The following is a 26452-nucleotide window of genomic DNA, read 5'->3' on the forward strand; positions in this document are numbered from 1 at the left end:
CCGCGCGAGCGGCCGGCTCCCCACCCCGGCGCTGATTCCGTGCAGGCGAAATTCCGGTTCACGTGCGCGAATTTTGTCCAGGGCGCTGGCAAGCGCCGTCAGATGCGCTAACAGGTGTGGCGAGAGACAGTTTCCGTGCGGACGCTTTGCGCCCGCCGCCATTACGTTCGACAGGAGTAGTTTTCCATGAAGCTTGAAGGCATCACCGCCCTCGTCACCGGCGGCGCGTCCGGTCTTGGCCGCGCCACGGCGGAGAAGCTGATCGCCGGCGGCGCCAATGTCGTCATCGTCGACCTGCCGGCTTCCGACGGCGCCAACACGGCGAAGGAACTGGGTCCGAAGGCGCAGTTCGCGGCTGCCGACGTCACCAGCGAAGCCGACATGCAGGCGGCGGTTGATCTCGCCAACGCCAACAACAACCTGCGCGCGGTGGTGCACTGCGCCGGTCGCGGCGGCGCCCTGCGCGTTCTCGACAAGGCCGGCAATCCTGGCGCGCTCGATCACTATGAAATGGTGGTGCGCATCAACCTGATCGGCACCTTCAACGTGCTGCGTCTGGCCGCCGCCGCCATGGCGAAGAACGAGCCGGTGGGCGAGGAACGCGGCGTGGTGGTCAACACCGCCTCGGTGGCCGGCTATGAAGGCCAGATCGGCCAGATCCCTTACGCCTCCGCCAAGGCCGGCATCATCGGCATGACCATCGTCGCCGCCCGCGACCTGGCCGGCCGCGGCATCCGCGTCAACACCATCGCGCCTGGCATCTTCGACACGCCGCTGCTCGGCCGCCTGCCGGAGCCGGTGCGCCAGTCGCTGGGCGCCAGCGTGCCGTTCCCGCAGCGTCTGGGCACGCCGCAGGAGTTCGCCCTGCTGGCCTCGCACATCATCGAAAACCCGATGCTGAACGGCGAGACCATCCGCCTCGACGGCGCCATCCGCATGGCTCCGCGCTGAGTCTTGCCTGCCCCTTGCCTGCCCCTTGCCTGCCCCTTGCCGGAGCGCTTCCGCCCAAGCGGGGCTCCGGCAAAGCGGGCGCTGTTCTGACGTAAAAAGGCCGCCCTGGATCGCTCCAGGGCGGCTTTTGCTTGCCGGCTCGAAAACCGCCGTTACAGGCTGGCCGCGATCTCGTAGGAGCGCAGGCGCGCGGCCGGGTCGTGAATTGCCGTCGCCACGATGAGTTCATTGGCCCCGGTGCGGCGCACAATGGTCTCCAGCTGCTGGCGGACCGTTGTGGGCGAGCCGACCGCCGCGCATGACAGCATCGCCATCACATGCGCCTTTTCATGCGGCTGCCAGTAGCTTTCGATGTCGTCGATCGGCGGCCGCAGCTTGCCGCGCGCGTTCCGGATCAAATTGACGAACTGCTGCTGCGGCGAGGTGAACAGGCGGATGGCTTCCGCGTCCGTATCGGCGGCGATGACGTTGACGCCGACCATGACATGCGGGCGCTCCAGCTGCGCCGAGGGCTTGAAGCGCTCCAGGTAAACCGCGACCGCTTCTTCCAGCGCCGCCGGGGCGAAATGCGAGGCAAAGGCGTAGGGCAGGCCAAGCACCGCCGCCAGTTGCGCGCCATAGAGGCTGGAGCCCAGGATCCACAGGGGCACGTTGGTGTCCGTGCCTGGCACAGCCTGGATGACCTGGTTTTCCTGCAAGGGGCCCAGCAGCGCCTGCAGCTCCAGAACGTCCTGGGGAAACTGGTCGGCGCTGCCGGCGTCGCGGCGCAAGGCCCGAAGGGTGCGCTGGTCCGTGCCTGGCGCGCGTCCGAGCCCCAGGTCGATGCGGCCGGGGAACAACGTCTCCAGCGTGCCGAACTGCTCGGCGATCACCATCGGCGAATGGTTGGGCAACATGACGCCGCCGGCGCCAACGCGAATCGTGTTCGTGTGCGCCGCCACGTGCCCGATCACCACGGACGTCGCCGCGCTGGCGATGCCGACCATGTTGTGGTGCTCGGCCAGCCAAAAACGTCTGTAGCCCCACGCTTCCGCGTGTTGCGCCAGTGAGACGGTGTTGCGCAGCGCGTCGGCGGCTGTCGACCCTTCAGGAATGAAGGCAAGATCCAGAACGGACAAGGGGGGCAAGGACAAGGCTTTCTCCTGCAGGCGTCATCACCAGTCAGCGGCGTGGACTGGCCGTCAACCCGGCGCGCGCTGGAGAAAAATGCGATCAACGGGAATCGGAATTTTTCTCTACCATTTTGAATGGAAACGCATTTTCTGCGCGATATTGGCTCCGCGCCGCCAGAATGCGCTCCAGCTCATTCGCAATGCCGACCATCGGCGGAATGAGCGTCCACAACATCGGTTGGGCCGGCGTTCTTAACAAGGGGGCCCGGGAAATAACTGACCTGCCGACCTGCCTGGGCGCCGGATCGCCGCTGATATTGCGCCTGGCGGCAAACGGTTGTTCCATGCACAAAACGACAGGATGGGATGGATGCGCAGAAGGCAGTGGATTGGCGTCGACCTGGATGGAACCCTGGCGCACTTCGATGAATGGCGGGGCGTCGAGCATATAGGCGAACCGGTGGGGCCAATGGTTGAGCGGGTGCGCCGCTGGCTGGAGGAAGATCGCCTGGTCAAAATTTTCACCGCCCGGGCCTCGGTGGACGAGCCCCTGCGCGGCGAAATCGTCGCGCATATTCACGCATGGCTGGAGCGGCAGGATCTGCCGCGCCTTGAGGTGACCTGCATCAAGGATCTGTGGATGCGCGAATTGTGGGACGATCGCGCCGTTCAGGTCATTCCCAACACGGGCATATCGGTGGCGGACGAGCTTGAGGCCGAGCGCCTGGCGCGAAGCGGCAAACCCTGACCCCTGATCCGGGCGCCCCGGGGCATCTTTTGGAGAACAGCACATGCAGGACAAATCCCGCCTCGATCAGAAGGTCGCGCTCATCACCGGCGCCAATGGCGCGATCGGCCGGGCGACGGCGGCGGTGCTCGCCAGCCGGGGCGCGGCCATTGCCGCCGTCGATATGCCGGGAACGGACTTCAGCGGCTACGCGGGCCTGTTGCCGGCCGGCGCCCGGCTGTTCACGACGACGGCCGACGTCACCGACGAGGCGGCGGTTGCGGCCATGGTCGCGGCGACCGTGGCGGAGTTTGGCCGCATCGACATCTTCTTCAACAATGCCGGCGTCGAGGGGCCGGTGAAGCCGGTTGAGGCGCTGTCGCTCGCCGAGTTCAGCAAGGTGATCGACGTCAATGTGCTCGGCGTCTTTCTTGGCCTGAAACATGTACTGCCGGTGATGTACGGGCAGGGCGCCGGCAGCGTCATCAACACCTCCAGCGTCGCTGGCCTCACCGGCTCGCCGGGCCTGTCGGCCTACACAACCTCCAAGCACGCGGTCATTGGCCTGACCCGTTCGGCGGCGGCCGAAGCCGGCCGCAGGGGCGTGCGCGTCAACAGCGTCAATCCGGGCCCCATCGAAAGCCGGATGATGGCGTCGATCAACGCCGGCCAGGCTGCGGACGCCGCCGCCGCCCATGAGCGGACGGCGCGGGCGATCCCCTCCGGCCGCTATGGAACGCCGGAGGAGGTGGCGGAGCTTGTCGCCTTCCTCGCCAGCGACGGCGCGGCCTTCTGCAACGGCAGCGTCTACAGCGTCGACGGCGGCCTCAACGCGGTGTGAGGCGACCTGGTTCCGGTCCGTCGCCGGGCGGTTGCCGTTCCAAAAAAAAGCGGGCGCTCCATCAACTGGAGCGCCCGCTGTCCGTTATGGCGCGGCGCCATTTGTCCGCATTCAGGGCAGGCGCGTCCAGCCTTGCCGCCGGACGCCCTTTTGCACAGCCCCTGGAACGTCCCGCGCCCGGACGTTTCGTGTCCGGACGTTTTTGGGCCGCTTTGCCTTACTGCGTCTTCTTCGTCGCGTTGGCCGAAAGCAGCGGACCTTCCGGCTGCCAGCCGTCGCCCCGGAACACCATGACCTGCATGTCCTCGATCGGCAGGTGATCGGTCGGCGAGGTGTTCATGACGATGCCTGGCAGCAGCACCTCCGGACGGAAGTCCTTCAGGTTGCTGGCGACCTTCATGACGTTCTCGCGGCTCAGGTCGTCGCCGGCCTCGCGCAGCACGTGCTCCAGCGTCTGGGCCGCAGCGTAGGCGTAGATCGGCAGGGTGCTGTCGCGGTCGAGATCAGGGAGATATTTCTCCATGAACGCCTTGAACTTCTTCATGCCGGCCTCGTCCCGCCACTTCGGGTCGGACGCATCCATGATGTAGTTGGCGGTGATGGCGCCCTGGGCGTTGTCCAGCCCGGCGGGAACCAGCACGGTCTTCTTGGTGGAGGCCACATTGTTGAGGATGTGGACCGGCTTCCAGTTCAGCTCACCCAGCTTGCGGATGGCCTGGGCGGCGAACTTCGGCGTCGACAGGTTGACGAAGAGGTCGGCCCCCGAAGCCTTGAGCTTGACCATCTGCGAGTCGACGGTGGCGTCCGACAGATCGTAAGGCGCCTCGGCGACGATCATCGAGACCTTGTCGCCCAGACCTTCCCGGAAGCCCTTGTAAATGTCCTTGCCGTATTCGTCGTTCTGAACCAGCACGGCGATTTTGGCGTTCGGGTATTTTTCCTGGATCAGATTGGCGTAAATCCGGCCCTCGGTGGCGAAAGCGGGATTGAACGGAATGGTCCACGGGTAGGTTTTGGGGTCATCGCCGAACTTGGTGCCGCCCGACGACAGCATCAGGTGCGGAACCTTCTTTGCATTGACATACTTCAGGACGGCGGTGTTCGAAGCCGTCCCGAGCGTCTGCCACAGGAACAGCACCTCATCCTTTTCAAGCAGCTTGCGGGTCTGCTCGACCGCCTTCGGCGGGCTGTAATGGTCGTCGTAGGAAATGAAGCTGATCTTGCGGCCGTTGATGCCGCCATTGTCATTGAGCATGCGGACGTAGGCGTCATGCACCTTGCCCACGAGGCTGAACGACGAGGCGGGGCCGCTGTACGGCACGAAATTGCCGACCTTCACCTCGGTATCCGAGGCGCCGGGGCCGTACTTCTTCTCAGCCTGGGCGTGAAACGTCGCGGCAAGGGCAAAAACGCCGGAAAGGGCGATGGTGGCGAAGCGGCGCGAAACGGGCGCGCGGGTCGTCAAACTGGTCACCTGAGTCCTCGTGTGGCGGCGCGTTTTTTTGATTTCCGGAATGCCTTGGGTCCCCCTGTTTTGCGCCTGGAGCGCTGATAACAAGGTTCCGGGTCACCTGCGACAGGGAATGCGCAAACACATTGTCGCGTCCGGTGCATAAGCTTCCCGCGCACAGCTTGCTTGCGTCCGCCGCGCCAGATGTCAGAATGCCGCCGCCCGCAATATGTCACGAAAAACAGGGCGCATCGCGAAAGGGGCAGGGCGCCGGGGCAAGACGCTCCCGATTGGCCCCTGCGCCGGAAAATGGGAGGAGCTCGCATGTTCAGCCACATCACCGTTGGCAGCAACGATCTGGAACAGTCCCGCAAGTTTTACGACGCGCTGCTGGCGCCGCTCGGCGTGGGCCCGGGCGCGGTTGGCCACCTGCACACCACCCGGGTGTTCTACAGCCACAACGGCGCCATGCTGATCCTCACCGGGCCGCTGAACGGCGAGCCGGCCACTGTCAGCAACGGCGCGACCATCGGCTTCGCCGCCGGCAGCCCGGCCGAGGTCGACGCCTGGCACGCCGCGGGCGTCGCCAATGGCGGCGTCACCTGTGAGGACCCGCCAGGTCTGCGCGAAACGCCGCTTGGCGCCTTCTATCTGGCCTATGTGCGCGACCCTGACGGCAACAAATTGTGCGGCTTCCACGCCGTTGGCGCCTGATCCGGCGCCAGGCCGAAGCTTGCAACAGGGCGCTGTTTGCCACAGGCCGAAGCTTGCAAGAGGCCGAAGCATGAAAGGCCTCTCATGAGCGATGATGCGACGATCCGGAACGGGGCGGGCCCAGGCACCCCGCCTGCAGGCCGGGGCGGCCGGCCGCTGGTGAATCCACCGGCGGCGCAGTTGCTGGGTCGCCGCGTCATCTCCTATGATGCGGAGGCCGGTCGCGGCGCTTATGTCTATGTGGCGCGGCCGGAATTCTGCAATCGCCACGGCACGGTGCAGGGCGGCATTCTGGCGGCGATGCTGGATTCCGCCACGGGCTTCACGCTGATCGAGAGCTTGCCCGATGGCCTGACCGCCGTGACGCGGGACCTCAACACCCGCTTCCTGAAACCAGCTTCCCCCGGCGAAATCTTCGCGGAGGCGCGGGTGACCCAGCGCGATGAGCGCGGCGCCCATGTGGAAGGCGAACTGCGCAGCCCGGACGGCGTCACCCTGGCCACCGCTGTCGCCGTCATGCGCTTCGTCCGGCGCGGCTGACCAGTCCCGTATATATCCAGGCGCGAGATTCCGGCCCCCCGCTTTGCGGGCTGGCCGGCGGCAGGTCGCCTTCCTGGCGCCGAAACGGCATTTCCCATTCGCTCCGCCGCGCAGAAAATCATGCCGTGTCCTGGCCTGAAAAGCGCAATTCTTCCAAACTGTTCCAGATCCTTCGATAGCGGTTGACCGGGCGACGTCGTCGTTTTTTCATGACGTTGGTCATAACGATCCGCGGGCATTTGACATCAGCAGCTTGCGCCGCGTCACCAAACGCTAAAGCTCCGCCTTTCCACCCCAGCGGCAAGGCGGATCGGGCTGGAGCAGTTTCATGCACCATTTTTTTGCTTCCCGCAGCCGCGCGCTGCCCCTGCAGATCTCCTGTCGCCGGACCTCGGCGATGTGCTGTTGTTGACGGCGTTCTGGCGCCGTTGACGGCGCCGCCGTCCGCCTGATCCTGCCGCCGTCTTGTCAGGCGGCTTCGCGCAGGGGGCCGACGCTTCCGCCGCGACAGCTTCTGGCGCGCCAGGCCCAAAGGCGGCTCGCGCCCGTTCCTTCCCCATTCTGCAGACCCGCCACGTCGGTCGCTCCGGCGCAGGGAGGCTTCATGTCTTTTTCACTGTCATCTTCCGGCGCCGCCATTGCCGGCCCCGCCAACGGGCCGGCGGCGTTCATCATCGAGGTGGGCGGCGCGGCCGCCGGCATTGTCGCCGCCGACGGCGCCCGCTTCCGCTTTCACGCCGCCGGACCACGCTTCCAGCCGCTTGACGGCCAGATTTTCCGGACGCCGGGGGAGGCCGAACGGGCGGCCCGGCGCGTCATCAACAGCCGCCAGCCCGTCCGGGGCCACGCGGCGCCTGCAAGGGAGGCGCGCCGATGAGCGCTCTGCGACTGGTCGCATTTAGCGGCAACACCCATCGTCCTTCGAAGACCCGCGCCGTGGCGGAGGCGGCGATCGCGGCCGTCGCCCGCCGCCAGGCGGTCGATCCGGAACTGTATGACCTGGTCGATATTGGCCCCGGCGTCGGCGCGTTCAGCCGCAGCAAGCTGCCGCTCGCCGGCCAGGAGGTTCTTGAGGCCATCGAGGGCGCCGATGCGCTCATCATTGGCACGCCGGTCTACAAGGGCTCGTTCATCGGCCTGCTCAAGCACCTGATCGATTTCATCGATCCGGCGGCGCTCGCCGGCAAGCCGGTGCTGCTGGCCGCCACCGGCGGCGGCCATCGCCACGCGCTGGTGGTGGAGCACCAGTTGCGGCCGCTGTTCGGCTTCTTCAGCGCGCTCAGCGTGCCCACCGCCGTCTACGCCGCCGACGCGGACTTCACCGATGGCGCGCTCACCGCGCCGGACGTGCGCGCCCGGCTGGAGCAGGCCGCCGGCGAACTCGCGGCTTTGACCAGCCGCGCCCCAAACCTTGCCGCCCCAAACCTTGCCGCCCCGCAGCCAGCCGCCAACGGCCATGTCGCGGCCGTCCGCGCCGCCGGCGCGCGCTTCGCCACGCTTTCATGAGCAGGCCTGGAGACAGCATCATGTTGAACAAACGCCGTTTTCTCTCCGCCGTGTTGGGCGCGACCGCCCTTGTCGCCTCCGGCCCCGTCTTCGCCGCCGAAAAGGCCCCTGATGAGGTGCGCATCGGCTTCCAGAAGGCCTCGGTCTCCATCGTCGCCCGCCAGTCCGGCGCCATTGAGAAGCGCCTGAAGGAACTGGGCGTGAAGAACGTCAAATGGGTCGAATTCCAGTTCGGGCCGCCCTTGCTGGAGGCGCTGGGCGCCGGCGCCATCGACTTCGGCGCTGTCGGCGACACGCCGCCGGTCTTCGCCCAGGCCGCCGGAGCCAGAGTGGTCTATGCGGCGGTCAGCCCGGCGTCGAAACACGCCATTCTGGTGAAAAGCGACTCCCCCATCAAAAGCGTCGCTGACCTGAAGGGCAAGCGCGTGGGCATTCCCAAAGGCTCCAGCGCCCACAACCTCACCATTCAGGCGCTCGCCGCCAATGGTCTGAAGTTCACGGATATCCAGCCGGTCTATCTGTCGCCATCCGATGGCGTCGCCGCCTTTGGCCGCGGCTCCATCGACGCCTTTGCCGTCTGGGACCCGTTCTTCGCCCTGGTGGAGCTGAAGCAGGGCGGCCGGCCGGTGACGGGGCTGGAGAAGCTGCCGCCCACCAACGCCTTCTACCTCGCCAACCGGGACTTCGCGGACAAGCATCCACAGCAGCTGAAGGCGGCGCTGGAGGAGATCGGCAAGATCACCGACTGGGCCGGCGCCAACCGTCAGGCCGTCGCCGAAGCCTCGCAAAAAGCCACCGGCATCGACGTGGACGGCAACCGGCGCGCCATCGACCGGGCGGAATATTCCCTGCGACCGCTCACCGACGTGGAGGTGAAGCAGCAGCAGAAGGTGGCGGACGCTTTCTTCGAACTGGGCCTGATTCCGCGCCAGATCACCATCAGTGAGGCGGTGTGGACGCCGCCGCAGCAAAAGGCTGGCCGCTGAAGCGGCGCGTGACAACGGAGCAAGCCATGCCTGACACATCCGTCATTTCTTCCGCCGCCGCTTCCGCCGCTACCCCGGCAGGCGCCGATCCGCTGAATTTCTTCTGGTTCATTCCCACCCACGGCGACGGTTCCTATCTCGGTTCCGAGACCCGGCAGCGCCCGTCGGATTTCGGTTATTTCCGCCAGATCGCCCAGGCCGTCGACCGTCTGGGTTATCAGGGCGTGCTGCTGCCGACCGGCCAGAACTGCGTCGATTCATGGATCACCGCCGCTGGCCTCGCCGAGGCGACGGAGCGGCTGAAGTTCCTCGTCGCCCTGCGGCCGGGCGTCACCACCCCGTCTTTCGCCGCCCGCCAGACCGCGGCGCTGGATCGCCAGAGCAACGGCCGGCTGCTGCTGAACGTGGTGGTGGGCGGCGTGCCGCTTGAACTGGGCGGCGACGGCATTTTCCTCAATCACGACGAGCGCTATGAGCAGGCGGCCGAATTCCTGACCATCTGGCGACGTCTGGTCGCCGGCGAGACGGTGAACTTCACCGGCAAATACTATCGGGTGGAAAACAGCCGCCTCGATTTCCCGCCGGCGCAGGAGCCGCATCCGCCGCTGTATATCGGCGGCTCGTCTGACGCCGGCATCGAACTGGCGGTGGACCAGACCGAGCTTTACCTGACCTGGGGCGAGCCCCCGGCGCAGGTGGCGGAGAAAATCGCCAGGGTGCGCGCCGCTGCGGCGCGGCGCGGCCGCAGCGTCCGCTTCGGCATCCGCCTGCATTTCGTCGTGCGCGAAACCAATGAGGAAGCCTGGGAGGCGGCGAACCGGCTGATCAGCAAGATCAGCGATGAGCAGATTGCCTTCGCCCAGGAGCGGCTGCGCACCCTCACCGACTCGGTCGGCCAGACCCGCATGCTTGATCTGCACCAGGGCCGGCGCGACCGCCTGGAGGTGTCGCCCAATTTGTGGGCCGGCGTTGGCCTGGTGCGCGGCGGCGCTGGCACCGCGCTGGTCGGCGACGCCAAAACCGTGGCGGAGCGGCTGCGCGAATATCAGGCGCTGGGCATCGATACGGTGATCGGCTCCGGTTATCCGCATCTGGAGGAATCGTACCGGGTGGCCGAGCTGCTGTTCCCCGAACTGGGCATTGAGCGCCCAGGCGCGACCTGGCGCCGGGGGCTGGCCAACGAGTTCGCCGCCGGCGCCGGCGTCGGCCCGGTGGATCTGCGGGCGGCGGCGTCATGAGCGACGCGGCCCTCAAACCACCGGCGGCGGCGACCGCCCGAACCATCGCGTTTCCACCGGAAGCCGCGCTCTCTCCTCCAGCGGGCGCGCGGCCGCCGCAAGGGAAGTTTGCCCGCTTCGGCTCCGCCGTGGCCGCCGGAATCGGCGGCGGCCACCTGACGGGCTGGCTGGTTCCCGCCCTGATCGTCATCGTGTGGGAAGCCCTGGCCCGCATCGGCTATCTGCAACCCAATGTCCTTCCGGCGCCGTCGGCGATCGTCGCGGCGGCGATCCGGCTCACGGCCTCCGGGCAATTGCCGGAGAGCATCGCCGTCAGCACCCTGCGCGCCCTGTCAGGTTTTGTTGTCGGCGGCGGCATTGGCCTTGCGCTTGGCCTTGCCAATGGCCTGTCGCGGCTCAGCGAGAAGCTCACCGACACCAGCCTGCAGATGGTGCGCAATGTGCCGCACCTGGCGCTGATTCCGCTGGTGATCCTGTGGTTTGGCATCGATGAGGGCGCCAAGCTGTTCCTTGTGGCGTTGGGCGTATTTTTTCCCATGTATATCAATACGCTGCACGGCATCCGTAATGTCGATCCGCAACTGATCGAGATGGGTCGCATTTACGGCATGAAGCAGGGCGAGCTGTTCTGGCGGGTCATTCTGCCGGGGGCGCTGCCGTCGATCTTCGTCGGGCTGCGCTATGCGCTCGGCATCATGTGGCTGACGCTGATTGTCGCCGAAACCATCGCCGCCGAATCCGGCATCGGCCACATGGCGATGCAGGCGCGCGAATTCCTGCTGGTCGATGTGGTGATGCTGTCGATCATCATCTACGCGCTGCTCGGCAAGGCCGCCGACAGCATCGCCCGCCTGCTGGAGCGCCTGTCGCTGCAGTGGCACCCGGCATACCGGAAATAAAGGAGGCGACCATGGCTGCCCAGACAGCAGTTTCCCGACGCCAGACTGTTGCGGCGTCTGCCCGCGTGGAGCCGGCAAAGCCGCAGGGCGGCGCCGCCGTCACCCTGCGAGGTCTCGCCCGCGCCTTCGGCGACAAGCAGGTGTTGCGCCACGTCGACCTGCATATTCCGGCTGGCCAGTTCGTCGCCATTGTCGGCAAGAGCGGCTGCGGCAAGAGCACGCTGCTGCGCCTGATCGTCGGCCTCGACCAGCCGAGCAGCGGCCACATCGCCCTGTCCGGCGTTGCCGGCGGCGAGGCAGTGGGCGGCGCCGACGGCGTGCGCATCATGTTTCAGGAGCCGCGCCTGCTGCCGTGGGCGCGGGTGCAGGGCAATGTCGAAGTCGGGCTGGGGCGCGATCTGCCGAAGGCCGGGCGTCAGGCCATCGCCGCGCGCACGCTGGAGGCGGTGGGCCTTGGCGACCGGGGGGGGGAGTGGCCGTCGGTGCTCTCCGGCGGCCAGAAACAGCGCGTCGCTTTGGCCCGCGCTCTGGCCAGCGGTCCGCGCCTGCTGGCGCTGGACGAGCCGCTGGGCGCGCTCGACGCCCTGACGCGCATCGACATGCAGCGCCTGGTCGAGAAGGTGTGGCGCGAGCAGGGCTTCACCGCCATCCTCGTCACCCATGACGTCAGCGAGGCCATCGCCCTTGCCGACCGCATCCTCGTCATCGACCAGGGAACCATCGCCGCCGACCTGCCCGTCGCCAGCCCGCGCCCGCGCCACCGGGGCGATCCCGAACTCGCCGCGCTCGAAGGCCGCATCATCGACGCCCTGTTCAACGATCAGGCGGCGGGGATCTGACGAGAGCGGGGGCAGGAGGCGCCACAGGCAGCAGGAGGCGCCACAGGCAAAGGACGGGAAAACCGGCGAAGACGCGGATGCCCGGATCAGGCCCGGGCATAACGCGGTGGAAAGCAGGCGTTGGGCGTCTCGCCTCTTCCCGTCGCCATCTCCCCCGACCTCTCTCCCGGTCTCTTACCCGGTCTCTCCCCCGTCATGGCCGGACCTGATCCGGCCATCCACGCGGCAACGCCGCGTAAGGTGGATGCAATCAGCGCGCGAAAACCCGGGGGGCCGCCTGTAGCCAGCTTCACAAGGCTTTACACGGCGCGCCGGGCAATTATCGTTCCGGTTGCAACGACCGGCGCGCCCATAACAATGCGCCGGCGGAGGAAACCGGAGCCCATCATGAATACGACCCGCCGTTCGTTCCAGACCGGCCTGCTCGCCCTCGCCGCCGGCGCTTTCGCGCCCACGATTCCATCGGCTTTCGCCGCCGGCAAATCCGGCCCAGGCGTCACGGCGACGGAGATCAAGCTGGGGCAGACCATGCCCTACAGCGGCCCTGCGTCAGCCTATGGCAATATCGGCAAGGCCGAGGCCGCCTATTTCAAGATGATCAATGACAACGGCGGCGTGAATGGCCGCAAGATCAATCTGATCAGTCTCGACGACGGCTATTCGCCGCCCAAGACTGTTGAGGCGACCCGTCGCCTGGTGGAGCAGGAAGAGGTGTTCGCCATCGTTGGCGCGCTTGGCACCGCGCCAAACGCCGCGATTCACAAATACCTCAACAGCAAGGGCGTGCCGCAATTGCTGATTTCCAGCGGCATCAGCAAGTTCAACGATCCGAAGAACTTCCCATGGACAATGGCGGCGTTGCCGAACTATCTGAACGAGGCGCGCATTCTTGCCGTCTACGCCATGCAGCAGAAGCCCGGCAAGAAAATCGGCCTGCTGATGGCCAATGACGATCTGGGGCGGGACGCCCAGGCCGGCATCCGCCAGGCGCTGGGCAAGGACGCCGCCAGCCTGCTCGCGGTTGAGAGCTACGAACTCACCGACACCAATGTGGATTCGCAAATCCTGAAGCTGAAGGCTTCCGGCGCGGAGACGCTGATTACCTACGCCTCGCCCAAATTCGCCGCCCAGACCATCCGCAAGCTGAAGGAAATGGGCTGGCAGCCCACGCATCTGCTGTCGAGCATCGCCGCGTCGGTCGCCGGCGTGCTGGAGCCTGCCGGACTGGACAACAGCGTGGGCGTGATTTCCGTGACCTACGCCAAGGATCCGACCGATCCGGCCTGGGATGCCGACCCGGGCATGAAACGCTGGCATGCGTTCATGGACAAATACATGCCCGGCGCCAACAAGGGCGATCTCAATTACACCACCGGCTATTACATCGCCGATTTCGCCACCCGGCTGCTGAAAGCCTGCGGTGACGACCTGACGCGCGAGAACCTGATGAAGCAGGCGGCGAATGTGCCGGGCTGGGAGTTCGATACGCTGATCCCCGGCGTCAAGGCGCAAACCTCGCCGACCGACTTCGCCCCGCTGAAGCAGATGCAGATGATGGTGTTCGACGGCAAGCGCTGGAAGCTGACCGGCGGTCTGCTGGAATAAGGCTGGCGACCCATTCCCTGAGAAGCCTCCTTCCCCTCCACATCATGCCCGGATCTGATCCGGGCATCCAGGTCTTCGCGTGCGTCACGCGGGCCTTGTCTTCGCGTGCGTCACGCGCGCCTTGCGTGGCGGCGCCGCGCTGATGGCCGGACCAGGTCGGGCCACGACGGTGGAGAGGTGGAGCGGTGAATGGCTGGAATGGCGAGGAAGCCGTGGGGGCGGGAGGCGGCGGCGCGGGGCATGGCATCGCGCTCCGGCCCGGCCCGGTGACAAGGCCTGGCGGCATTGCCGCCGCCAGCGCCAGTCGCCCGCTCGGGTTTGAGCTCTTTAGACGTCCACCACCGGGGCCAGCGGTGCGTTTTTCTTCACCGACTCGATGCCCTTTTCCCGGCTGGCGGCGCTCTCATAGCTCTCGCTGGTGCCAATAACCTGGCCGTTGGCCGCCTTCAGGTTGAACATGTGCTTGCCGCTGCCGGTTTCCTTGCGCTCATAGCGGTTGTCATCCGGCGCGTTGGTCTGCACCGACTGGATGCCGTTGATGGCGCTGGCGCGCTGGCGGTAACCCTCGCTGGCCAGAATGTTCTGGCCGTTGGCCGCCTTCAGCCGGAAACGGTATTCGCCAGCCTTGTCGACGTAGACTTCAAATTTGGCCGCCATGGACGTATCTCCGGTTTTTCTGGTCGCCTGTCGCGGTCGCATGCATTTCGACGCGACGGCGCGCCCCGTTTACAGATCATCGTCAATTGCAGGGCGCCATGACAAGGGCGCTATACCGTCGGATGCGAAAATTTCGCATGCGAACGATGTTTTTTGCTTCGCGGCCAGCTGATCATGGAGGTCAGGGGATACATTTTGCGCCGCCAGGCGGCGTCAGGCTTGAGTCTGGCTGGCATAGACCGGCGACATGGGCCGCGATGGCGAGGCAGGCGGTGAGGCCGGGGCTCTCGATGCCGAACAGGTTCACCAGGCCGCGCACGCCGTGCCGGGCGGGGCCGTCAATGCGGAAATCCGGCGCCGCCGCGCCGGGGCCATGCAGCTTGGGCCGAACCCCGGCCCATGCGGGGGCCAGCGCGCCATCGGGCAACCCTGGCCACCAGGCGCGGATGGCGGCCTCGAATATCGCCGCGCGCGCCGGATCCACCGTTACATCGTCCGGCGCCTCCGTCCATTCGACATCGGGGCCAAAACGCAACTGGCCGCCGAGGTCCAGGGTGGCGTGCACGCCGAGACCGGCGGCGACGCCCGTCGCCGCTGCGCCGGTTGGATAGATCAGCCGCGAGAACGGGTTGCGCCCGCTGAAGGCAAAATAGTTGCCCTTGCCGTACCATTGCCGGGGCTGGCTTCGGGGTTCAAGGCCCGCAGTGCGCCGCGCCAGCTCCGGCGCGCCGTGCCCGGCGGCGTTGATGACAATTGGCGCCGCCAGCTCCGTCTCCACGCCGCCTGGGTCCCTGGCAAGCACCCGCAGGTCGTCCCCGTCACGGGCGATGCGCACGGCCTCCGCGCCCAAAGCGATGGCCCCGCCAGCGGCGGTGAGATCGCCAGCCAGCGCCTGCATCAGGCCATGGCCATCAACGATTCCGGTGTCGCCGCACAGCAGCGCCGCGACGCAGGCGATCTCCGGCTCCAGCCGGCGCGCCGCGTCCCCGTCGAGCAGGGCGATGTCGCGCACGCCATTGGCCCTGGCCCGCGCCAGCAGGCCTGGCAGCGCGGCGGCTTCCCCATCATTGCCCGCCACCAGCAATTTGCCGCAGAAGCGCGTTTCCACCCCGGCGTCGGCGCAATAACGGGCGAGCAGCGCCCGGCCTGACGCGCAGAATTGCGCCTTCAGCGAACCGGGCGGGTAATAGATGCCAGCGTGCAGCACGCCGGAATTGCGCGAGGACGTCTCGCGGCCGATGCCCGCGTGGCGTTCGAGCACGATGGTTTCGTGGCCGGCCCGCGCCAGCTGGCGGGCGATGGCCAGGCCGACAACGCCGCCGCCGATGACCACCGCGCCGGTGCGATATGTACTCATTCCGCCTTCATGTGGTTTTCAGATGCCGCCCGGTGTATGGACTGCATTTTGGCAGGAGACAGGCGTGACGGCCACGACCATTTATGGAATCCGCAATTGCGACACCATGAAGAAGGCGCGGGCCTGGCTCGACAGCCGTGGCGTTGCATACGCCTTTCATGACTACAAGACCGCCGGCATTGACGCGGCGACCCTGGAGGGCTGGGCGGCGCAGGCTGGCTGGGACAAGCTGCTGAACCGCGCGGGCACGACGTTTCGCAAGCTGCCGGAAAGCGACCGCGCCGATATCGATGCGGGCAAGGCCGTGGCCCTGATGCTGGCCCAGCCGTCCATGATCCGGCGCCCGGTGCTGGTTCAGGACGGCCGCATCCTCATCGGCTTCAAGCCCGAACTCTATCAGGAATTCTTCGGCGCATGACCCGCACAGGCTCCGCCCCCCATCGCGATTCCGCCCCCGATGGCCATGGGGAAGCGCCCGTTTGCGTCGCGGCGCTGTATCATTTTGCCCGCTTCGCCGATCACGCGGCGCTGCGCGAGCCGCTGGCGCGCCTGTGCTGCAGCCTTGGCGTCAAGGGCACGCTGCTGCTGGCGCGCGAGGGCATCAATGGCACCATCGCCGGCTCCGACGCCGCCATCGCCCAGGTGGTCGATCATGTGCGCGCCCTGCCTGGCTGCGCCGGGCTGGAGGTGAAATATTCCCGCGCCGGCGTCATGCCGTTCTGGCGCATGAAAGTGCGGCTCAAGACCGAGATCGTTACCATGGGTCAGCCGGATATCGACCCGCTGCAGGATGTGGGCGCCTATGTGGAGCCGGGGGAGTGGAACGCGCTGATCGCCGATCCGGACACCATCGTGATCGACACCCGCAATGACTATGAGGTGGCGGTGGGCGCGTTTCGCGGAGCCATCGACCCGAAAACCCGGACGTTCCGCGAATTCCCCGAGTGGTTTCGCGCCGAACGTGAGCGCCTGCTGGGCGCGGGCGGGCAGCCCAAGGTGGCGATGTATTGCACCGGCGGCATCCGCTGCGAGAAGGCCACCGCCTTCCTCAAGGCGGAGGGCGTGGAGCAGGTCTTTCACCTCAGGGGCGGCATTCTGAAATATCTGGAGACGGTGCCGGAGACTGACAGCCTGTGGCAGGGCGACTGCTTCGTTTTCGACCAGCGCGTCACCGTGCGCCATGGTCTGGCCCAGGGCGACTACACCTTGTGCCACGCCTGCCGCCGGCCCCTTTCTGCCGCCGATCGCGCCGCGCCGCAATATGTTGAAGGCGTCAGTTGCGCCGCCTGTGACGATACGCTCGATGACGACCGCCGCGCGGCCCTGGCCGAACGCCAGCGTCAGGAAATGCTGGCGCGGCGACGGGGGGCGGCGCATCTCGGCGCCAGGCAGCGTCAGGAGCGGCTTCAGGAGCCTCGTCAGGGCCAGGAGCCCGGTTCCGGCGACAGCTGAAAAGCTTACCCGGGCTGGCGGCGGCCAATGCGCGCCAGCACGATGACCGGCAGCATGCCAACCAGCACGATCAGCAGGGCGGCGAGGGCGGCGTCCTCATAGGAGCCGCGCGCCGCCTCGCCATACAGGTGGGTGGCCAGGGTTTCCAGGTTCAGCGGCCGCAGCAATAGCGTCGCCGGCAATTCCTTCATGCAGTCGACAAAGACCAGCAGGCCGGCGGAAGCCAGGGCGCTGGCCGACAGCGGCAGGTGCACCCGCCGGAACACGCCGGTGACGTTCTCGCCCAGGCTGCGGGCGGCGTGATCCAGCGATTGGGGAATGCGGCTGAAGCCGGCGTCGACGGAGCCGGTCGAGATGGCGAGAAATCGCACCGTATAGGCGTAGCACAGCGCCGCGCCCGAGCCGATCAGCGCCAGCCCGGTGGCGACGCCGAACCAGGTCTGCGCCGTCTGGTCGATCCAGCGGTCCAGCGCCGCCACGGGAACCAGCACGCCAATGGCGACAACCGTGCCCGGCATGGCGTAGCCGATGGTGGACAGCCGTTGCAGCAGCGCCGTGAAGCGCCCGGGCGCCGCGCGCGCCGTCCAGGCAACCACCAGGCCCAGCGCCAGGGTGACCAGCGTGGCGAGGAGGGCGAGGGCCACCGTCGTCAGGGTTTCGCTGAGGATGTTCGCCGACAGGCCGGCAAAGCGGAAGCGCTTCCAGGCTTCGACAGCCAGATAGCTGGCCGGGGCCAGAAAGCCGATGATGACCGGCAGGGCGCAGAAGGCGGCGGCCGCGAGGCCCGCGCCGGTTCCCAGCCGCTGCGGCGTCAGGCTGCGGGCGCGCTGCGGGCTGGTCCAGTAGCGCTGGCGGCGGCGGGCGTGGCGCTCCGCCATCACCAAGATTAGCACGAAGGCCAGCATCACCAGGGCGATCTGCGCCGCGCCGGCCAGATCCGAACGGGTGACCCAGGTGGTGTAGATGGAAATGGTCAGGGTGTTGACGCCAAGGAACTCCGAGGCGCCGATGTCGTTCAGCGTTTCCATCAGCGCCAGGCTGACGCCGACGGCGATGGCCGGGCGGGCCAGCGGCAGCGCCACCCGCCAGAACACCTGGCCGCGCCGGGTCCCCAGGGTGCGCGACGCCTCGACCAGATTGGCGGCCTGGGTCAGGAACATCGCCCGGGTCGTCAGATAGACGTAAGGATACAGCACGAAGCCCAGCAGTATGATGCAGCCGGCCATCGAGCGGATGTCGGGCAGGCGGAATTCGCGCGGGCTGGCGTAGCCCAACAGCCAGCGGACGCCTTCCTGCACCGCGCCGAGCGGATGCAGCAGATCGAGATAGGCGTAGGCGACGATATAGGTCGGCGTCGCCAGCGGCAGCAGCAGCGCCCATTCGAAGACGCGCCGGCCGGGAAATTCATGGGCCGTCACCAGCCAGGCCGTGACGCAGCCAAGCACCGTCACCATCACGCCGACGCCGGTGAGCAGAACGGCGGTTTGCAGCGCGGCGTCGGGAATGACATGGGCCAGCAGGTGCGGCCACAGCCCGGTTGAACCCCGCGTCGCCTCCCAGAGCAGCGCCAGCGCCGGAATGGCGACCAGCAGCGCGGTGAGCGTCGCGCCCACAATCCAGACGCGGCCGGCGCGCCAGGCCGGACGGTTGGCCCGGCGATGGACGAAACGGCGCCGGGGGGCGCTGCTGGCGGCGGTTGGGGCGGGGGGGCTGGCGAGTGCTTCGGTCATCACGACATGCGGTGGACGCGGCCAGAGCGTCCTCCGGTCAGGCGATGCCGCCTGGCCGGAAGGCGCTTCAGGGCCACGCCCTTCAGGATGGTGTGTCGAATTTATTTGTCGAAACCGATTTCCTCGGCCATCTGGCTCGCCTGCTTGCGGTGCTTGACCACTTCGGTGAGCGGGATGGGATCAATCTTCAGTTCGCCGAAGGTGGCGACGATCGGGTCGAGCTTCGCGCCAGCTTTCACCGGATATTCGAAATTGGCTTCGGCGTAGATTTTCTGGGCGCCGTCGGAAACCAGATATTCCATCAGTTTGATGGCGGCTTCCCGGTTCGGCGCGTGTTTGGCCAGGGCCGCGCCGCTGACATTCACCTGCGTGCCGCCATTGTCGAAGGTCGGCAGCAGCACCTTGATGGCCTCGCCCCAGGTCTTCTGGTCGGGGCCGCCCTTTCCGGAGCGCATCAGGCCGACATAATAGGAATTGCCAATGCCGATCTCGCAGATGCCGCCGAGAATGTCCTTGGCCACCTCGCGGTCGCCGCCGCCCGCCTTGCGCGCCAGATTGTTGCGCAGGCCGGTCAGCCAGGTCTTTGTCGCCTCCGGCCCGTGATGGGCCATGTAAGCCGCGAACAGCGCCGTGTTGTAAGGATGCTGGCCCGAGCGGATGCAGATCTTGCCCTTCCATTTCGGGTCGGCCAGGTCCTCGTAGCGGATTGCCTTCAGGTCGAGGTCCTTCGCCGCGTAAAGCACGCGGCCGCGCGCCGAGAAAGCGAACCAGTTGTTGTCCGGATCGCGCAGGGCGGCGGGCACCGCGGCGTCCAGCACGGCCGATTTCACCGGCTGCGTCAGGCCCTTCTGCACCAGATCGGCGAGGCGGCCGGCGTCAACGGTCATCAGAATGTCGGCGGGCGAACTGGCGCCTTCCGAGGCCACGCGCTCGGCGAGCCCGTCCTTGAGGTGCACGGTGTTGACCTTGATGCCGGTGGAGGCGGTGAACGCCTCCAGCAACGGCTTGATGAGGCCTGGCTCACGGGTGGTGTAGATGTTGACCTCGGCGGCCATGGCGCCAGCGACGCTACCCAGCAGCAGGGCGCCGCCCAGCAAGGCGGAGCGGATCGAAACATGCTTTGTCATGTGGCCGTCTTCCCGAGCGTTTCCTGCAAGGATGCCGCGCTTTGTTAGTGTAGAATGATTCAAAACTGGCGAATGCTTCCCCTGCGGGGCGGCATTGCCGCTGAACCTTCCTCAAACACATGACGACGCTGCTTTCAATGCATATCTATTTCGCCAGGGATCAATTCGCGGGAAAGATCATGACCCCATCAGCCGCCGCCACAATGGACAGCTTGTCGCCCGGACGCGCCGGCGCCTGTCCCATGACCCGCATCACCAGGGGGTCGTCGAGGCCGGCGACGCGCAAGGTCAGCTCCTCCACGTCGCCGAGAAACAGGCCGCCGGTCACCTGCGCCGCCGCGCCGGCGCCTGGCGCCGCGACCTGGAGGGCGTGCTGGCGGATGCAGACGATGGCGTCCTGGCCATCGGCCAGCGTGGTGGGAAAGGCGCCCAGCGGCGTGGTCACCGCGCCGCCGCGCGCCACGCCGGCCAGCCTGTTGCAGGGCCGGAAGAACTCGGCGACGTACAGCGAGCCTGGCTGGTCATGAATTTCGCGGCCGGTTCCGGTCTGCGCCACCCGTCCGTCCTGCATCAGCGCCACCCGGTCTCCGGCTGCCAGCGCCTCTTCCGGATCGTGGGTGACAATGATCGCCGCCGTCCCCAGATCGCGCAGGATGGCCAGGGTTTCGGCCCGCACCCGGTCGCTCAGGCCCCGGTCGAGGTTGGAGAATGGCTCGTCCATCAGCAGCAGCACCGGCTGCGGCGCCAGCGCCCGCGCCAGGGCGACCCGCTGCTGTTCGCCGCCGGACAGGGTGTGCGGATAGCGCTCGGCCATGCCGGCGAGGCCGATGCGCGCCATCACCTCCGCGGCGCGCCGCCTGGCCTCGGCCTTTGGCAGCCGCCGCAGGCCGAAGCCGATGTTTTCCGCCACAGTCAGGTGCGGAAACAGGGCGTAGTCCTGAAACATGAAGCCGATATTGCGATCTTCCGGCTCGACGAAGCCGCCGGGACCGGCGATCTCCACGCCGTTCAGCACGATTGATCCGGCGTCCGGCGCGTCAACGCCGGCGATCAGGCGCAGCAGCGTGGACTTGCCGCAGCCGGACTGGCCGACCAGGCAGATGATCTCGCCCGACGCCAGCGTCAGGGAAACGGCGTCCAGCGCCTGCTTGCCGCCGAAGCGGCGCGACACGCCGCGCACCGCCAGCATGGGCGGGGCTTCAGGCATTTCCGTTGCTGGCGGATCCGCATCTGGCAAGTGGCGCTTCCTGTCGTGCTTCCTGAAACTGTCGCTGGCCCTCGCCGGATAGGACAGCGCGCCCGCCAGGGCAAGAGCCGCGGACACAACAACGGGCGACACGGCAAGGAACGACACGGCAAGGAGGCGACACGGCAACAGCGGGCGCCGGAGCCCAACCCGTTCCGGCCAGGGCGTCTGCCAGAACCAGCCCTCCGCCCCGCAAACATTTCACCGCGTCATGGCCGGGCTTGATCCGGCCATCCACGACGCAACGCCGGGCAAATCCGCGTCCGCTCCACCATGATGAGGACGTGGTTGGACGAAGGCGTGGATGGACGAAGGCGTGGATGCCCACAACAGGTGCGGGCATGACGTGGGAGGGGGAAACGCGATGCGCCAGCCTCAAGGCAGGCGCGGGTTGTCAGCCGTGGCAGACCCAGGGAGGCTCCCGCCAGCCTGCGCCTGAAACACCGCGTCGACCGGAATTTGCATGCCATTGGCCAGAGCGTTGGTCTGCGAGGCGAGGCCGATGACCGCCAGCAGTTCCGCGTGCTGCGCGTCGGTCATCCCTTTGGCCTTCGCGGCGGCGGTGTGGGAGTGGACGCAATAGGCGCAATTGTTGGCGGTGGAAACGGCGATGTAGATCATCTCGCGCGTCAGGGGATCAAGTGCGCCTGGCTGGGTCATGATCTGTTTGACATCGCCCCAGATGCGCGCCAGCAGCGGCGGATTGTTGGCCAGCGCCAGCCAGAAATTATTGATGAACGATGATTGCCGGACGACGCGAATATCGTCGAGCACCGCCCGTGCTTCTGGAATGCCGTCAGCTTCTTCGACAGTAAGCAGCCGGATCGTCGCCATGGTTGTCGTCCTTGCAGAGGTGAGGTGGCGTTACCCTACGTCGTCGCCCGCGCCGCTTCAGCCCCCGTGTGCGCAGGTGGATTTGGCGGGCGGATTTAACCGCCGCGCTGGTTAATGGGCAATGATGCCGGCGTTGACGCCCGTTGCCGGCCATGTTGATGAGGAAGCTGGCGCCCGGAGCAGCTCGATGGACGCACGGGCTATATCACCAGGCTGTTCGGGCAAAACGGCCGCCGCTTCATCCTGTTCTCAAATGGCTGCACGCCAGGGCGGCAGAACTGACGCCGCGCGCGCTTCCCAGGGGCGCCGCGCTTCGCGTCCGCCGCCCTGATGGCGCGGGCCGCCAGCGGGCGATGCGTTCAGGCTGCTCCGCATCTCCGTTGTAGTTTTCTGGCGTCGCATGATGATGTGCGAGCAGGCGGCGTCCGCCTGTTCGCGTCATGCCCTAGCCGAAGGTGAAGGCGTAGGCTTCCACGCCCGGATCGAGAAAGCGGATCTCGAAATTGTGCGGCGTCACATCGCCTTTCTGGCGCACCAGCTGGTAGAGCCGGTTTTCCGTGACGGTTCCGGCGCCGGCGGCGTCGATATCGACGCCGTGGCTGTCGCCGGGGGGCTTGCCGTCGATGGTCACCACGAAGCGCACCGGCTTGCCGGCCGGGCCTGGCCCCAGCACCAGATGCAGATCGCGGGCGCTGAAGCGGTAGCTGATGGCGCCGCCGCTGGCGTCGAGCCGGGCGTGCTCGGCGCCGACGGTCCATGCGCCGGCGAGGCCCCACTGGTTGGTCTGCGGTTGCGGCGCCTCATAGAGGCGGGAGGCGTCGGCGGTGAGGCCACCTGCCGAAGCGAAGTTTTCCGCCCGTTTGTAGCCGAGATAGGTCTCGTGGGAGCGCAGGTTCCCAACGTCCGGCGCTGCTTCCGCGCCGGTTCCGGCAGGCGCCGCCGGCGCGCCCTCCGCCATGACCACGCCGCTGGCGCCGGCCTCGCGCAACAGGTCCTGGATGGCCTGCCCGGTCTCGGCGTACTGGCCTTCGCCGAAATGCCGGTAGCGGATGCGCCCATTGGCGTCGATCAGGTAATGGGCCGGCCAGTACTCGTTCGAGAACGCCCGCCAGATGGCGTAGTCATTGTCCACCGCCACCGGATAGACGATGCCGAAATCACCGATGGCCTTGCGGACATTGGCCAGGTTCTTCTCAAAGGCGAACTCCGGCGTGTGCACGCCGAGCACCACCAGGCCCTGATCGCGATATTTCGCCGCCCAGGCCCGGAGATACGGCATGGTGCGGATGCAGTTGATGCAGGAATAGGTCCAGAAATCCACCAGCACGACCTTGCCGCGCAGTTGCTCGCTGGTCAGCGGCGGCGCGTTCAGCCAGTCGGTGGCGCCGGCGATGGCGGGGGCCGGGCCGAGGTCGGGCAGGGCGCTTCTGAAAGGTTGTCCGGCGCCAGGCGTAGTCGTCTGCGCGGATTTGCGGGCATTGCTGTCCGGATAGGTGGTGCGCACCACGCTGTCGGATGGCTTGGGGCGGAAACGGTCGACCACCGCCTGTTCCAGCGTGGCGGTGCTTGTGTACGACAGGCGGGACAGCAGGCCCGTATCGAGCCCAAGGGCAATAGCGGCGACGCCCGCCAGCACCGCGACGCCAAGCCCCTGACGGACACGCTCCGCGACGCCCGGGGAGCGCTTCAGCCGGTCAAAGATCCGGCCGCCGGCCAGCAGGGCCAGGGCTATGGAAGTGGCTGCGCCGGCCGCATAGGCCAGCAGCAACAGGGTCGTGCTGACATTGGCGCCATTCAGCGCGGCGCCCGTCAGCAACAGGCCGAGGATCGGCCCGGCGCATGGGGCCCAGAGCAGGCCGGTGGCGACGCCCAGCGCCAGCGAGCCGGCGACGCCGGGTCCGCCATTGCCGGTTCCCGAGCGGTTGAGCAGGCGCTCGCCCAGCCGCACCATCGGGCGCGTCGCAAAGGCGGCGAGGCGCGGCGACAGCAGGCTGAGGCCAAAAGCCGCCAGCAGCGCCATGGCGATGATGCGGCCATATTCATTGGCGCGCACCGCCCAGGCGCCGCCGATCGCCGCCAGCGAGGCGACGATGGCGAAGGTGATGGCCATGCCGGCGAGCATGGGCAGCGTGCTGCGCAGGAAAGGTTGCCCGGCGCGAGCGAATACGAAGGGGAGAACCGGCAGGATGCAGGGGCTGACGATCGTCAGCACGCCGCCGAGAAAAGCGATGATCAGCAGCGTTGCCATGATGTCTCCCAGGAGATGCGGCCAGAAGATTCGGCCAAGAGACGCGAGCAAAAGCCCCCGGCAGGAGTCGCGAAGCGCACGGCAGGCCAGCCGCGCCGGAACCTGACGGATGCCTGGCAATCTCGCGCAGGATTCGGGTGAAAATTGGCCGCGCCAGCCATGCCGCCCCCATATGGCGCGCCCTGTCTGTGAGGCGCCTGCGCGAATGCAGCGCCATGTCGCGGGGGGAGGACGGGTTTTCATCGCGGCCGGGTTTTGTTCCTGGCGATGGATCAGGCATATTGGCCAGGTGATGACGTTAGCGACAGGCGGCCCCCGGTGGCGCATCGCGCATGGGCGCGGCGCTGCGACGTTTCCCCGGCATGGGGCGGCGACGCGGTCGGCTGCCTTTGTTCGCTCGCTCTGGCTTGAGGCGGTTGCCCTGCTGGCTGTCGGGCTCCAGAAGCTCGCGTTCAGGGAGATCGCGGCGGCTGCAAGGGGCGCGACCCGCGCCTTGTTGACTGGCCTCGTCTGCCTCGCGCTCATCGTCACGCCCGCCGCCGCGCTTGACTCCCAGGGCGGGGACCCCGCCGCTGCAGTCGCGCTGCTGGAGGTGCAAAGTGGCGAACACGGGCGCCTGGACGTCGCCCACATCGGTCATGATCACCTCCGATACGATCACCTCCGATACGATCGGGCCGGGCATGATCGCGCCAACCCGGACATCACCAGTCCGGACCTGCATGGGGCGCACCATTGCTGCCACAGCCATGTGGCGCCGGCGCAGTCATTCCGGAGCATGGTCCCGATCGCCGTTCGCCATCTGACCTGGCGCGTCGGCGACAGCGATGTCCTGCCCCCCCGCGATCCGGCCCCGCCGCTGCGTCCACCCCGCGCCTGAATGCCTGAACAGACCGCCGCGTGCGCTTTCGTGAGCGAGCGCACGCGTGTGCTGTCGCGCGTGGCCGTCGCTCTGCATCGCCGGAACAGCTCCGGGAAAGCAGAAGCGAACTGGCGATAAGACGCGTTAATTCAGTCAGATAGAGAAGATTTCTGATCCAGATTGATCAGAGCTTCTCCGGGGCCGCGCGCATTGCCGGCCGTCAGGAATTTCCGGATGAAACGCCGTTTCTTGCTTGCCTCGGGCGCCATTGTCGCCGCCGGGGCGCTTGCTCTCACCTCACCTGGCATCCTGCCGCAGGCAGGGCGCATCGCCTCCGCCTGGGCGGGCCCCGGCCATGACCATGGGCCGGCCCCGAAACCTGGAGCGGATAAAGGCCAGAAGGCCGGCGACAAACATGGGGCCGCTGACAAACAGGAGGCCGGCCACGATCACGACGATGAGGGGCTGGTGCACATGACCCCGGCAGAGGCGGCCGCGCATGGCGTTGACGTCGCTGTGGCGGGGCCCGGCGTCCTGACCATGGCGTTGAGCGCGCCAGGGGTGATCGCCCCTGACAGCGACCGCATCGCCCGCATCGCCGCCCGGGTCGTCGGGACGGTCGCCGTGCTGAACAAGCGGCTGGGCGATGCGGTTTCCAAAGACGAAATCATCGCGGAGCTGGACAGCCGTGAGGTCGCCGAGGCGCGTAGTGAATATTTCGCCGCGCTGACCAATCTGGAGCTGCAGAAGACGCTGTTCGCCCGCGAACAGGAGCTGTGGAACCGGCGCGTGTCCGCCGAGCAGCAATATCTGCGCGCCCGCAATTCGTTGCGGGAGGTGGAGCTGCGCGTAGAGCTGGCGGCCCAGAAGCTGACGGCGCTGGGCCTGTCGCCTGGCGATGTGGCGGCGTCGCGCAATGCGGGAGCGTCCCAGTCGTTCCAGCGTTATCCGCTGCGCTCGCCCATCAGCGGCCGGGTGGTGGAGCGTCGGGTAGATCTGGGCGCGCCGGTGGGCGGCGAGGGCCAGGAGAAGGAGCTGTACGTCATCGCCGACCTGTCGAAGGTCTGGATCGATCTGGCGATTCCGGCCGATGAACTGTCCCGCATCCATGAAGGGCAGGAGGTGCGCGTTGCGGCGCAGGACGGCGCGGCGACGAAGGGGCGGGTGATTTTCGTCAGCCCCATGCTGACCCCGGACACCCGCTCGGCCCGCGTCATCGCCGAGCTGGACAATGCAGGGTTGCGCTGGCGTCCCGGCGGTTTCGTCACCGCCCGCGTGACGGTTGGCGAGGAACCCGTCGGGCTGCGCATCCCGCGCGCCGCCACGCAGACCATCAACGGCCGCCCGGCGGTGTTCGTCCAGACCCCCGAGGGGTTCCGCATCAGGAATGTCGTTCTGGGGCGCGATGACGGCGTCCATGTCGCCGTGACCTCGGGGCTGGCGGAGGGCGAGCTGGTCGCGACGCGCAACGCCTTCCTGCTGAAGGCCGAGCTCGGCAAGGCCGAAGCCGAACACGCTCACTGAGGAGAGG

General features: G+C 67.3%; 27 protein-coding genes and 1 pseudogene. 16 read left to right on the forward strand and 12 right to left on the reverse strand.

Translation table 11 applies throughout. The annotated features are described in order from the left end of the window. Positions 1-186: 186 nt before the first annotated feature. On the forward strand, positions 187-951 hold the full coding sequence (locus ACERNI_RS12425) for an SDR family NAD(P)-dependent oxidoreductase (RefSeq protein WP_448833605.1): 765 nt from the start codon (positions 187-189) through the stop codon (positions 949-951). 152 nt (positions 952-1103) lie between these two features. On the opposite strand, the gene ACERNI_RS12430 is transcribed toward ACERNI_RS12425, so the two are convergent. Then, positions 1104-2078, reverse strand: coding sequence for an LLM class flavin-dependent oxidoreductase (locus ACERNI_RS12430; RefSeq protein ID WP_448833648.1), 975 nt, complete (start codon positions 2076-2078; stop codon positions 1104-1106). A gap of 85 nt (positions 2079-2163) precedes the next feature. Further along, positions 2164-2409 carry a hypothetical protein gene (locus ACERNI_RS12435; RefSeq protein WP_448833606.1) on the reverse strand — a complete coding sequence of 82 codons (246 nt, stop codon included), beginning with the start codon at positions 2407-2409 and terminating at the stop codon, positions 2164-2166. Positions 2410-2433: 24 nt separating this feature from the next. Here ACERNI_RS12435 and ACERNI_RS12440 point away from each other — a divergent pair, with 24 nt between their 5' ends. Continuing rightward, positions 2434-2811, forward strand: a complete 378-nt coding sequence (locus ACERNI_RS12440; protein ID WP_448833607.1) for a hypothetical protein — start codon at positions 2434-2436, stop codon at positions 2809-2811. Between the two features lie 43 nt (positions 2812-2854). After that, positions 2855-3631, forward strand: coding sequence for an SDR family NAD(P)-dependent oxidoreductase (locus ACERNI_RS12445; RefSeq protein ID WP_448833608.1), 777 nt, complete (start codon positions 2855-2857; stop codon positions 3629-3631). A gap of 217 nt (positions 3632-3848) precedes the next feature. Here the strand turns inward: ACERNI_RS12445 and ACERNI_RS12450 are convergent, their stop codons facing one another. Next, the gene (locus ACERNI_RS12450) at positions 3849-5105 is read right to left on the reverse strand and encodes an ABC transporter substrate-binding protein (protein WP_448833609.1); all 1257 of its coding nucleotides are present in this window, start codon (positions 5103-5105) and stop codon (positions 3849-3851) included. A gap of 300 nt (positions 5106-5405) precedes the next feature. Between ACERNI_RS12450 and ACERNI_RS12455 the strand changes: the two genes are divergently transcribed. Beyond that, the gene (locus tag ACERNI_RS12455; RefSeq protein ID WP_448833610.1) at positions 5406-5795 is read left to right on the forward strand and encodes a VOC family protein; all 390 of its coding nucleotides are present in this window, start codon (positions 5406-5408) and stop codon (positions 5793-5795) included. Positions 5796-5879: 84 nt separating this feature from the next. Beyond that, on the forward strand, positions 5880-6335 hold the full coding sequence (locus ACERNI_RS12460; protein ID WP_448833611.1) for a PaaI family thioesterase: 456 nt from the start codon (positions 5880-5882) through the stop codon (positions 6333-6335). A gap of 118 nt (positions 6336-6453) precedes the next feature. On the opposite strand, the gene ACERNI_RS12465 is transcribed toward ACERNI_RS12460, so the two are convergent. After that, a complete protein-coding gene (locus tag ACERNI_RS12465) occupies positions 6454-6672 on the reverse strand; it encodes a hypothetical protein (RefSeq protein WP_448833612.1) in 219 nt (72 codons plus the stop codon). Positions 6673-6939: 267 nt separating this feature from the next. Between ACERNI_RS12465 and ACERNI_RS12470 the strand changes: the two genes are divergently transcribed. The 7 genes from ACERNI_RS12470 to ACERNI_RS12500 all read left to right on the forward strand — a co-directional run bounded on the left by ACERNI_RS12470 (position 6940) and on the right by ACERNI_RS12500 (position 13408). Continuing rightward, on the forward strand, positions 6940-7212 hold the full coding sequence (locus ACERNI_RS12470) for a hypothetical protein (protein ID WP_448833613.1): 273 nt from the start codon (positions 6940-6942) through the stop codon (positions 7210-7212). Beyond that, positions 7209-7841 (forward strand): FMN reductase, encoded by a 633-nt coding sequence (gene msuE / locus ACERNI_RS12475; RefSeq protein WP_448833614.1) that lies wholly within the window; start codon positions 7209-7211, stop codon positions 7839-7841. The genes ACERNI_RS12470 and msuE overlap by 4 nt, the downstream gene beginning before the upstream one ends. 20 nt (positions 7842-7861) lie before the next feature. Next, positions 7862-8827 (forward strand): aliphatic sulfonate ABC transporter substrate-binding protein, encoded by a 966-nt coding sequence (locus tag ACERNI_RS12480; protein ID WP_448833615.1) that lies wholly within the window; start codon positions 7862-7864, stop codon positions 8825-8827. Between the two features lie 26 nt (positions 8828-8853). Next, complete coding sequence (gene ssuD, locus ACERNI_RS12485; RefSeq protein ID WP_448833616.1) at positions 8854-10065, forward strand: FMNH2-dependent alkanesulfonate monooxygenase; 1212 nt, start codon at positions 8854-8856, stop codon at positions 10063-10065. Then, a complete protein-coding gene (locus ACERNI_RS12490; protein ID WP_448833617.1) occupies positions 10062-10964 on the forward strand; it encodes an ABC transporter permease subunit in 903 nt (300 codons plus the stop codon). The genes ssuD and ACERNI_RS12490 overlap by 4 nt, the downstream gene beginning before the upstream one ends. Before the next feature lie 11 nt (positions 10965-10975). Then, complete coding sequence (locus ACERNI_RS12495; RefSeq protein ID WP_448833618.1) at positions 10976-11803, forward strand: ATP-binding cassette domain-containing protein; 828 nt, start codon at positions 10976-10978, stop codon at positions 11801-11803. Between the two features lie 387 nt (positions 11804-12190). Next, a complete protein-coding gene (locus ACERNI_RS12500; protein ID WP_448833619.1) occupies positions 12191-13408 on the forward strand; it encodes an ABC transporter substrate-binding protein in 1218 nt (405 codons plus the stop codon). 327 nt (positions 13409-13735) lie between these two features. Here ACERNI_RS12500 and ACERNI_RS12505 read toward each other — a convergent pair whose 3' ends face one another. The 3 genes and pseudogenes from ACERNI_RS12505 to ACERNI_RS12515 form a co-directional block, all read right to left on the reverse strand. Further along, the gene (locus ACERNI_RS12505; protein WP_448833649.1) at positions 13736-13867 is read right to left on the reverse strand and encodes a YegP family protein; all 132 of its coding nucleotides are present in this window, start codon (positions 13865-13867) and stop codon (positions 13736-13738) included. Between the two features lie 36 nt (positions 13868-13903). Continuing rightward, positions 13904-14065: pseudogene (locus ACERNI_RS12510) on the reverse strand (YegP family protein); the annotation flags it as partial. Positions 14066-14246: 181 nt separating this feature from the next. Next, positions 14247-15422, reverse strand: coding sequence for an NAD(P)/FAD-dependent oxidoreductase (locus ACERNI_RS12515; RefSeq protein ID WP_448833620.1), 1176 nt, complete (start codon positions 15420-15422; stop codon positions 14247-14249). Positions 15423-15486: 64 nt separating this feature from the next. Between ACERNI_RS12515 and ACERNI_RS12520 the strand changes: the two genes are divergently transcribed. After that, positions 15487-15840 (forward strand): ArsC family reductase, encoded by a 354-nt coding sequence (locus tag ACERNI_RS12520; RefSeq protein ID WP_448833621.1) that lies wholly within the window; start codon positions 15487-15489, stop codon positions 15838-15840. Beyond that, a complete protein-coding gene (gene trhO, locus ACERNI_RS12525) occupies positions 15837-16874 on the forward strand; it encodes an oxygen-dependent tRNA uridine(34) hydroxylase TrhO (RefSeq protein WP_448833622.1) in 1038 nt (345 codons plus the stop codon). Before ACERNI_RS12520 ends, trhO begins: the two co-directional genes overlap by 4 nt. Positions 16875-16879: 5 nt before the next feature. On the opposite strand, the gene ACERNI_RS12530 is transcribed toward trhO, so the two are convergent. From ACERNI_RS12530 to ACERNI_RS12550, 5 genes are all read right to left on the reverse strand, one after another. Beyond that, positions 16880-18604, reverse strand: coding sequence for an ABC transporter permease (locus ACERNI_RS12530; RefSeq protein ID WP_448833623.1), 1725 nt, complete (start codon positions 18602-18604; stop codon positions 16880-16882). Positions 18605-18705: 101 nt separating this feature from the next. Further along, on the reverse strand, positions 18706-19731 hold the full coding sequence (locus ACERNI_RS12535) for a Fe(3+) ABC transporter substrate-binding protein (protein WP_448833624.1): 1026 nt from the start codon (positions 19729-19731) through the stop codon (positions 18706-18708). A gap of 160 nt (positions 19732-19891) precedes the next feature. Beyond that, positions 19892-20938 (reverse strand): ABC transporter ATP-binding protein, encoded by a 1047-nt coding sequence (locus ACERNI_RS12540; protein ID WP_448833650.1) that lies wholly within the window; start codon positions 20936-20938, stop codon positions 19892-19894. A 414-nt stretch (positions 20939-21352) separates the two neighbouring features. After that, positions 21353-21811 (reverse strand): carboxymuconolactone decarboxylase family protein, encoded by a 459-nt coding sequence (locus ACERNI_RS12545; protein WP_448833625.1) that lies wholly within the window; start codon positions 21809-21811, stop codon positions 21353-21355. A gap of 445 nt (positions 21812-22256) precedes the next feature. Then, positions 22257-24059, reverse strand: coding sequence for a cytochrome c biogenesis protein DipZ (locus tag ACERNI_RS12550; RefSeq protein WP_448833626.1), 1803 nt, complete (start codon positions 24057-24059; stop codon positions 22257-22259). A 292-nt stretch (positions 24060-24351) separates the two neighbouring features. Here ACERNI_RS12550 and ACERNI_RS12555 point away from each other — a divergent pair, with 292 nt between their 5' ends. Both ACERNI_RS12555 and ACERNI_RS12560 read left to right on the forward strand, forming a co-directional pair. Then, complete coding sequence (locus tag ACERNI_RS12555) at positions 24352-24939, forward strand: hypothetical protein (protein ID WP_448833627.1); 588 nt, start codon at positions 24352-24354, stop codon at positions 24937-24939. Between the two features lie 216 nt (positions 24940-25155). After that, positions 25156-26445 carry an efflux RND transporter periplasmic adaptor subunit gene (locus ACERNI_RS12560; RefSeq protein ID WP_448833628.1) on the forward strand — a complete coding sequence of 430 codons (1290 nt, stop codon included), beginning with the start codon at positions 25156-25158 and terminating at the stop codon, positions 26443-26445. Positions 26446-26452: the final 7 nt, after the last annotated feature.

The organism is Camelimonas sp. ID_303_24, from assembly GCF_053543495.1.

Coding starts and splice junctions, on each gene's coding strand:
- ACERNI_RS12425 (WP_448833605.1), top strand. CDS start 187: ATGAAGCTTGAAGGCATCACCGCCCTCGTCACCGGCGGCGCGTCCGGT.
- ACERNI_RS12435 (WP_448833606.1), bottom strand. CDS start 2,409: ATGGAACAACCGTTTGCCGCCAGGCGCAATATCAGCGGCGATCCGGCG.
- ACERNI_RS12440 (WP_448833607.1), top strand. CDS start 2,434: ATGCGCAGAAGGCAGTGGATTGGCGTCGACCTGGATGGAACCCTGGCG.
- ACERNI_RS12445 (WP_448833608.1), top strand. CDS start 2,855: ATGCAGGACAAATCCCGCCTCGATCAGAAGGTCGCGCTCATCACCGGC.
- ACERNI_RS12455 (WP_448833610.1), top strand. CDS start 5,406: ATGTTCAGCCACATCACCGTTGGCAGCAACGATCTGGAACAGTCCCGC.
- ACERNI_RS12460 (WP_448833611.1), top strand. CDS start 5,880: ATGAGCGATGATGCGACGATCCGGAACGGGGCGGGCCCAGGCACCCCG.
- ACERNI_RS12465 (WP_448833612.1), bottom strand. CDS start 6,672: ATGGTGCATGAAACTGCTCCAGCCCGATCCGCCTTGCCGCTGGGGTGG.
- ACERNI_RS12470 (WP_448833613.1), top strand. CDS start 6,940: ATGTCTTTTTCACTGTCATCTTCCGGCGCCGCCATTGCCGGCCCCGCC.
- msuE (WP_448833614.1), top strand. CDS start 7,209: ATGAGCGCTCTGCGACTGGTCGCATTTAGCGGCAACACCCATCGTCCT.
- ACERNI_RS12480 (WP_448833615.1), top strand. CDS start 7,862: ATGTTGAACAAACGCCGTTTTCTCTCCGCCGTGTTGGGCGCGACCGCC.
- ssuD (WP_448833616.1), top strand. CDS start 8,854: ATGCCTGACACATCCGTCATTTCTTCCGCCGCCGCTTCCGCCGCTACC.
- ACERNI_RS12490 (WP_448833617.1), top strand. CDS start 10,062: ATGAGCGACGCGGCCCTCAAACCACCGGCGGCGGCGACCGCCCGAACC.
- ACERNI_RS12495 (WP_448833618.1), top strand. CDS start 10,976: ATGGCTGCCCAGACAGCAGTTTCCCGACGCCAGACTGTTGCGGCGTCT.
- ACERNI_RS12500 (WP_448833619.1), top strand. CDS start 12,191: ATGAATACGACCCGCCGTTCGTTCCAGACCGGCCTGCTCGCCCTCGCC.
- ACERNI_RS12505 (WP_448833649.1), bottom strand. CDS start 13,867: ATGTTCAACCTGAAGGCGGCCAACGGCCAGGTTATTGGCACCAGCGAG.
- ACERNI_RS12515 (WP_448833620.1), bottom strand. CDS start 15,422: ATGAGTACATATCGCACCGGCGCGGTGGTCATCGGCGGCGGCGTTGTC.
- trhO (WP_448833622.1), top strand. CDS start 15,837: ATGACCCGCACAGGCTCCGCCCCCCATCGCGATTCCGCCCCCGATGGC.
- ACERNI_RS12530 (WP_448833623.1), bottom strand. CDS start 18,604: ATGACCGAAGCACTCGCCAGCCCCCCCGCCCCAACCGCCGCCAGCAGC.
- ACERNI_RS12535 (WP_448833624.1), bottom strand. CDS start 19,731: ATGACAAAGCATGTTTCGATCCGCTCCGCCTTGCTGGGCGGCGCCCTG.
- ACERNI_RS12540 (WP_448833650.1), bottom strand. CDS start 20,938: ATGCCTGAAGCCCCGCCCATGCTGGCGGTGCGCGGCGTGTCGCGCCGC.
- ACERNI_RS12545 (WP_448833625.1), bottom strand. CDS start 21,811: ATGGCGACGATCCGGCTGCTTACTGTCGAAGAAGCTGACGGCATTCCA.
- ACERNI_RS12550 (WP_448833626.1), bottom strand. CDS start 24,059: ATGGCAACGCTGCTGATCATCGCTTTTCTCGGCGGCGTGCTGACGATC.
- ACERNI_RS12555 (WP_448833627.1), top strand. CDS start 24,352: ATGACGTTAGCGACAGGCGGCCCCCGGTGGCGCATCGCGCATGGGCGC.
- ACERNI_RS12560 (WP_448833628.1), top strand. CDS start 25,156: ATGAAACGCCGTTTCTTGCTTGCCTCGGGCGCCATTGTCGCCGCCGGG.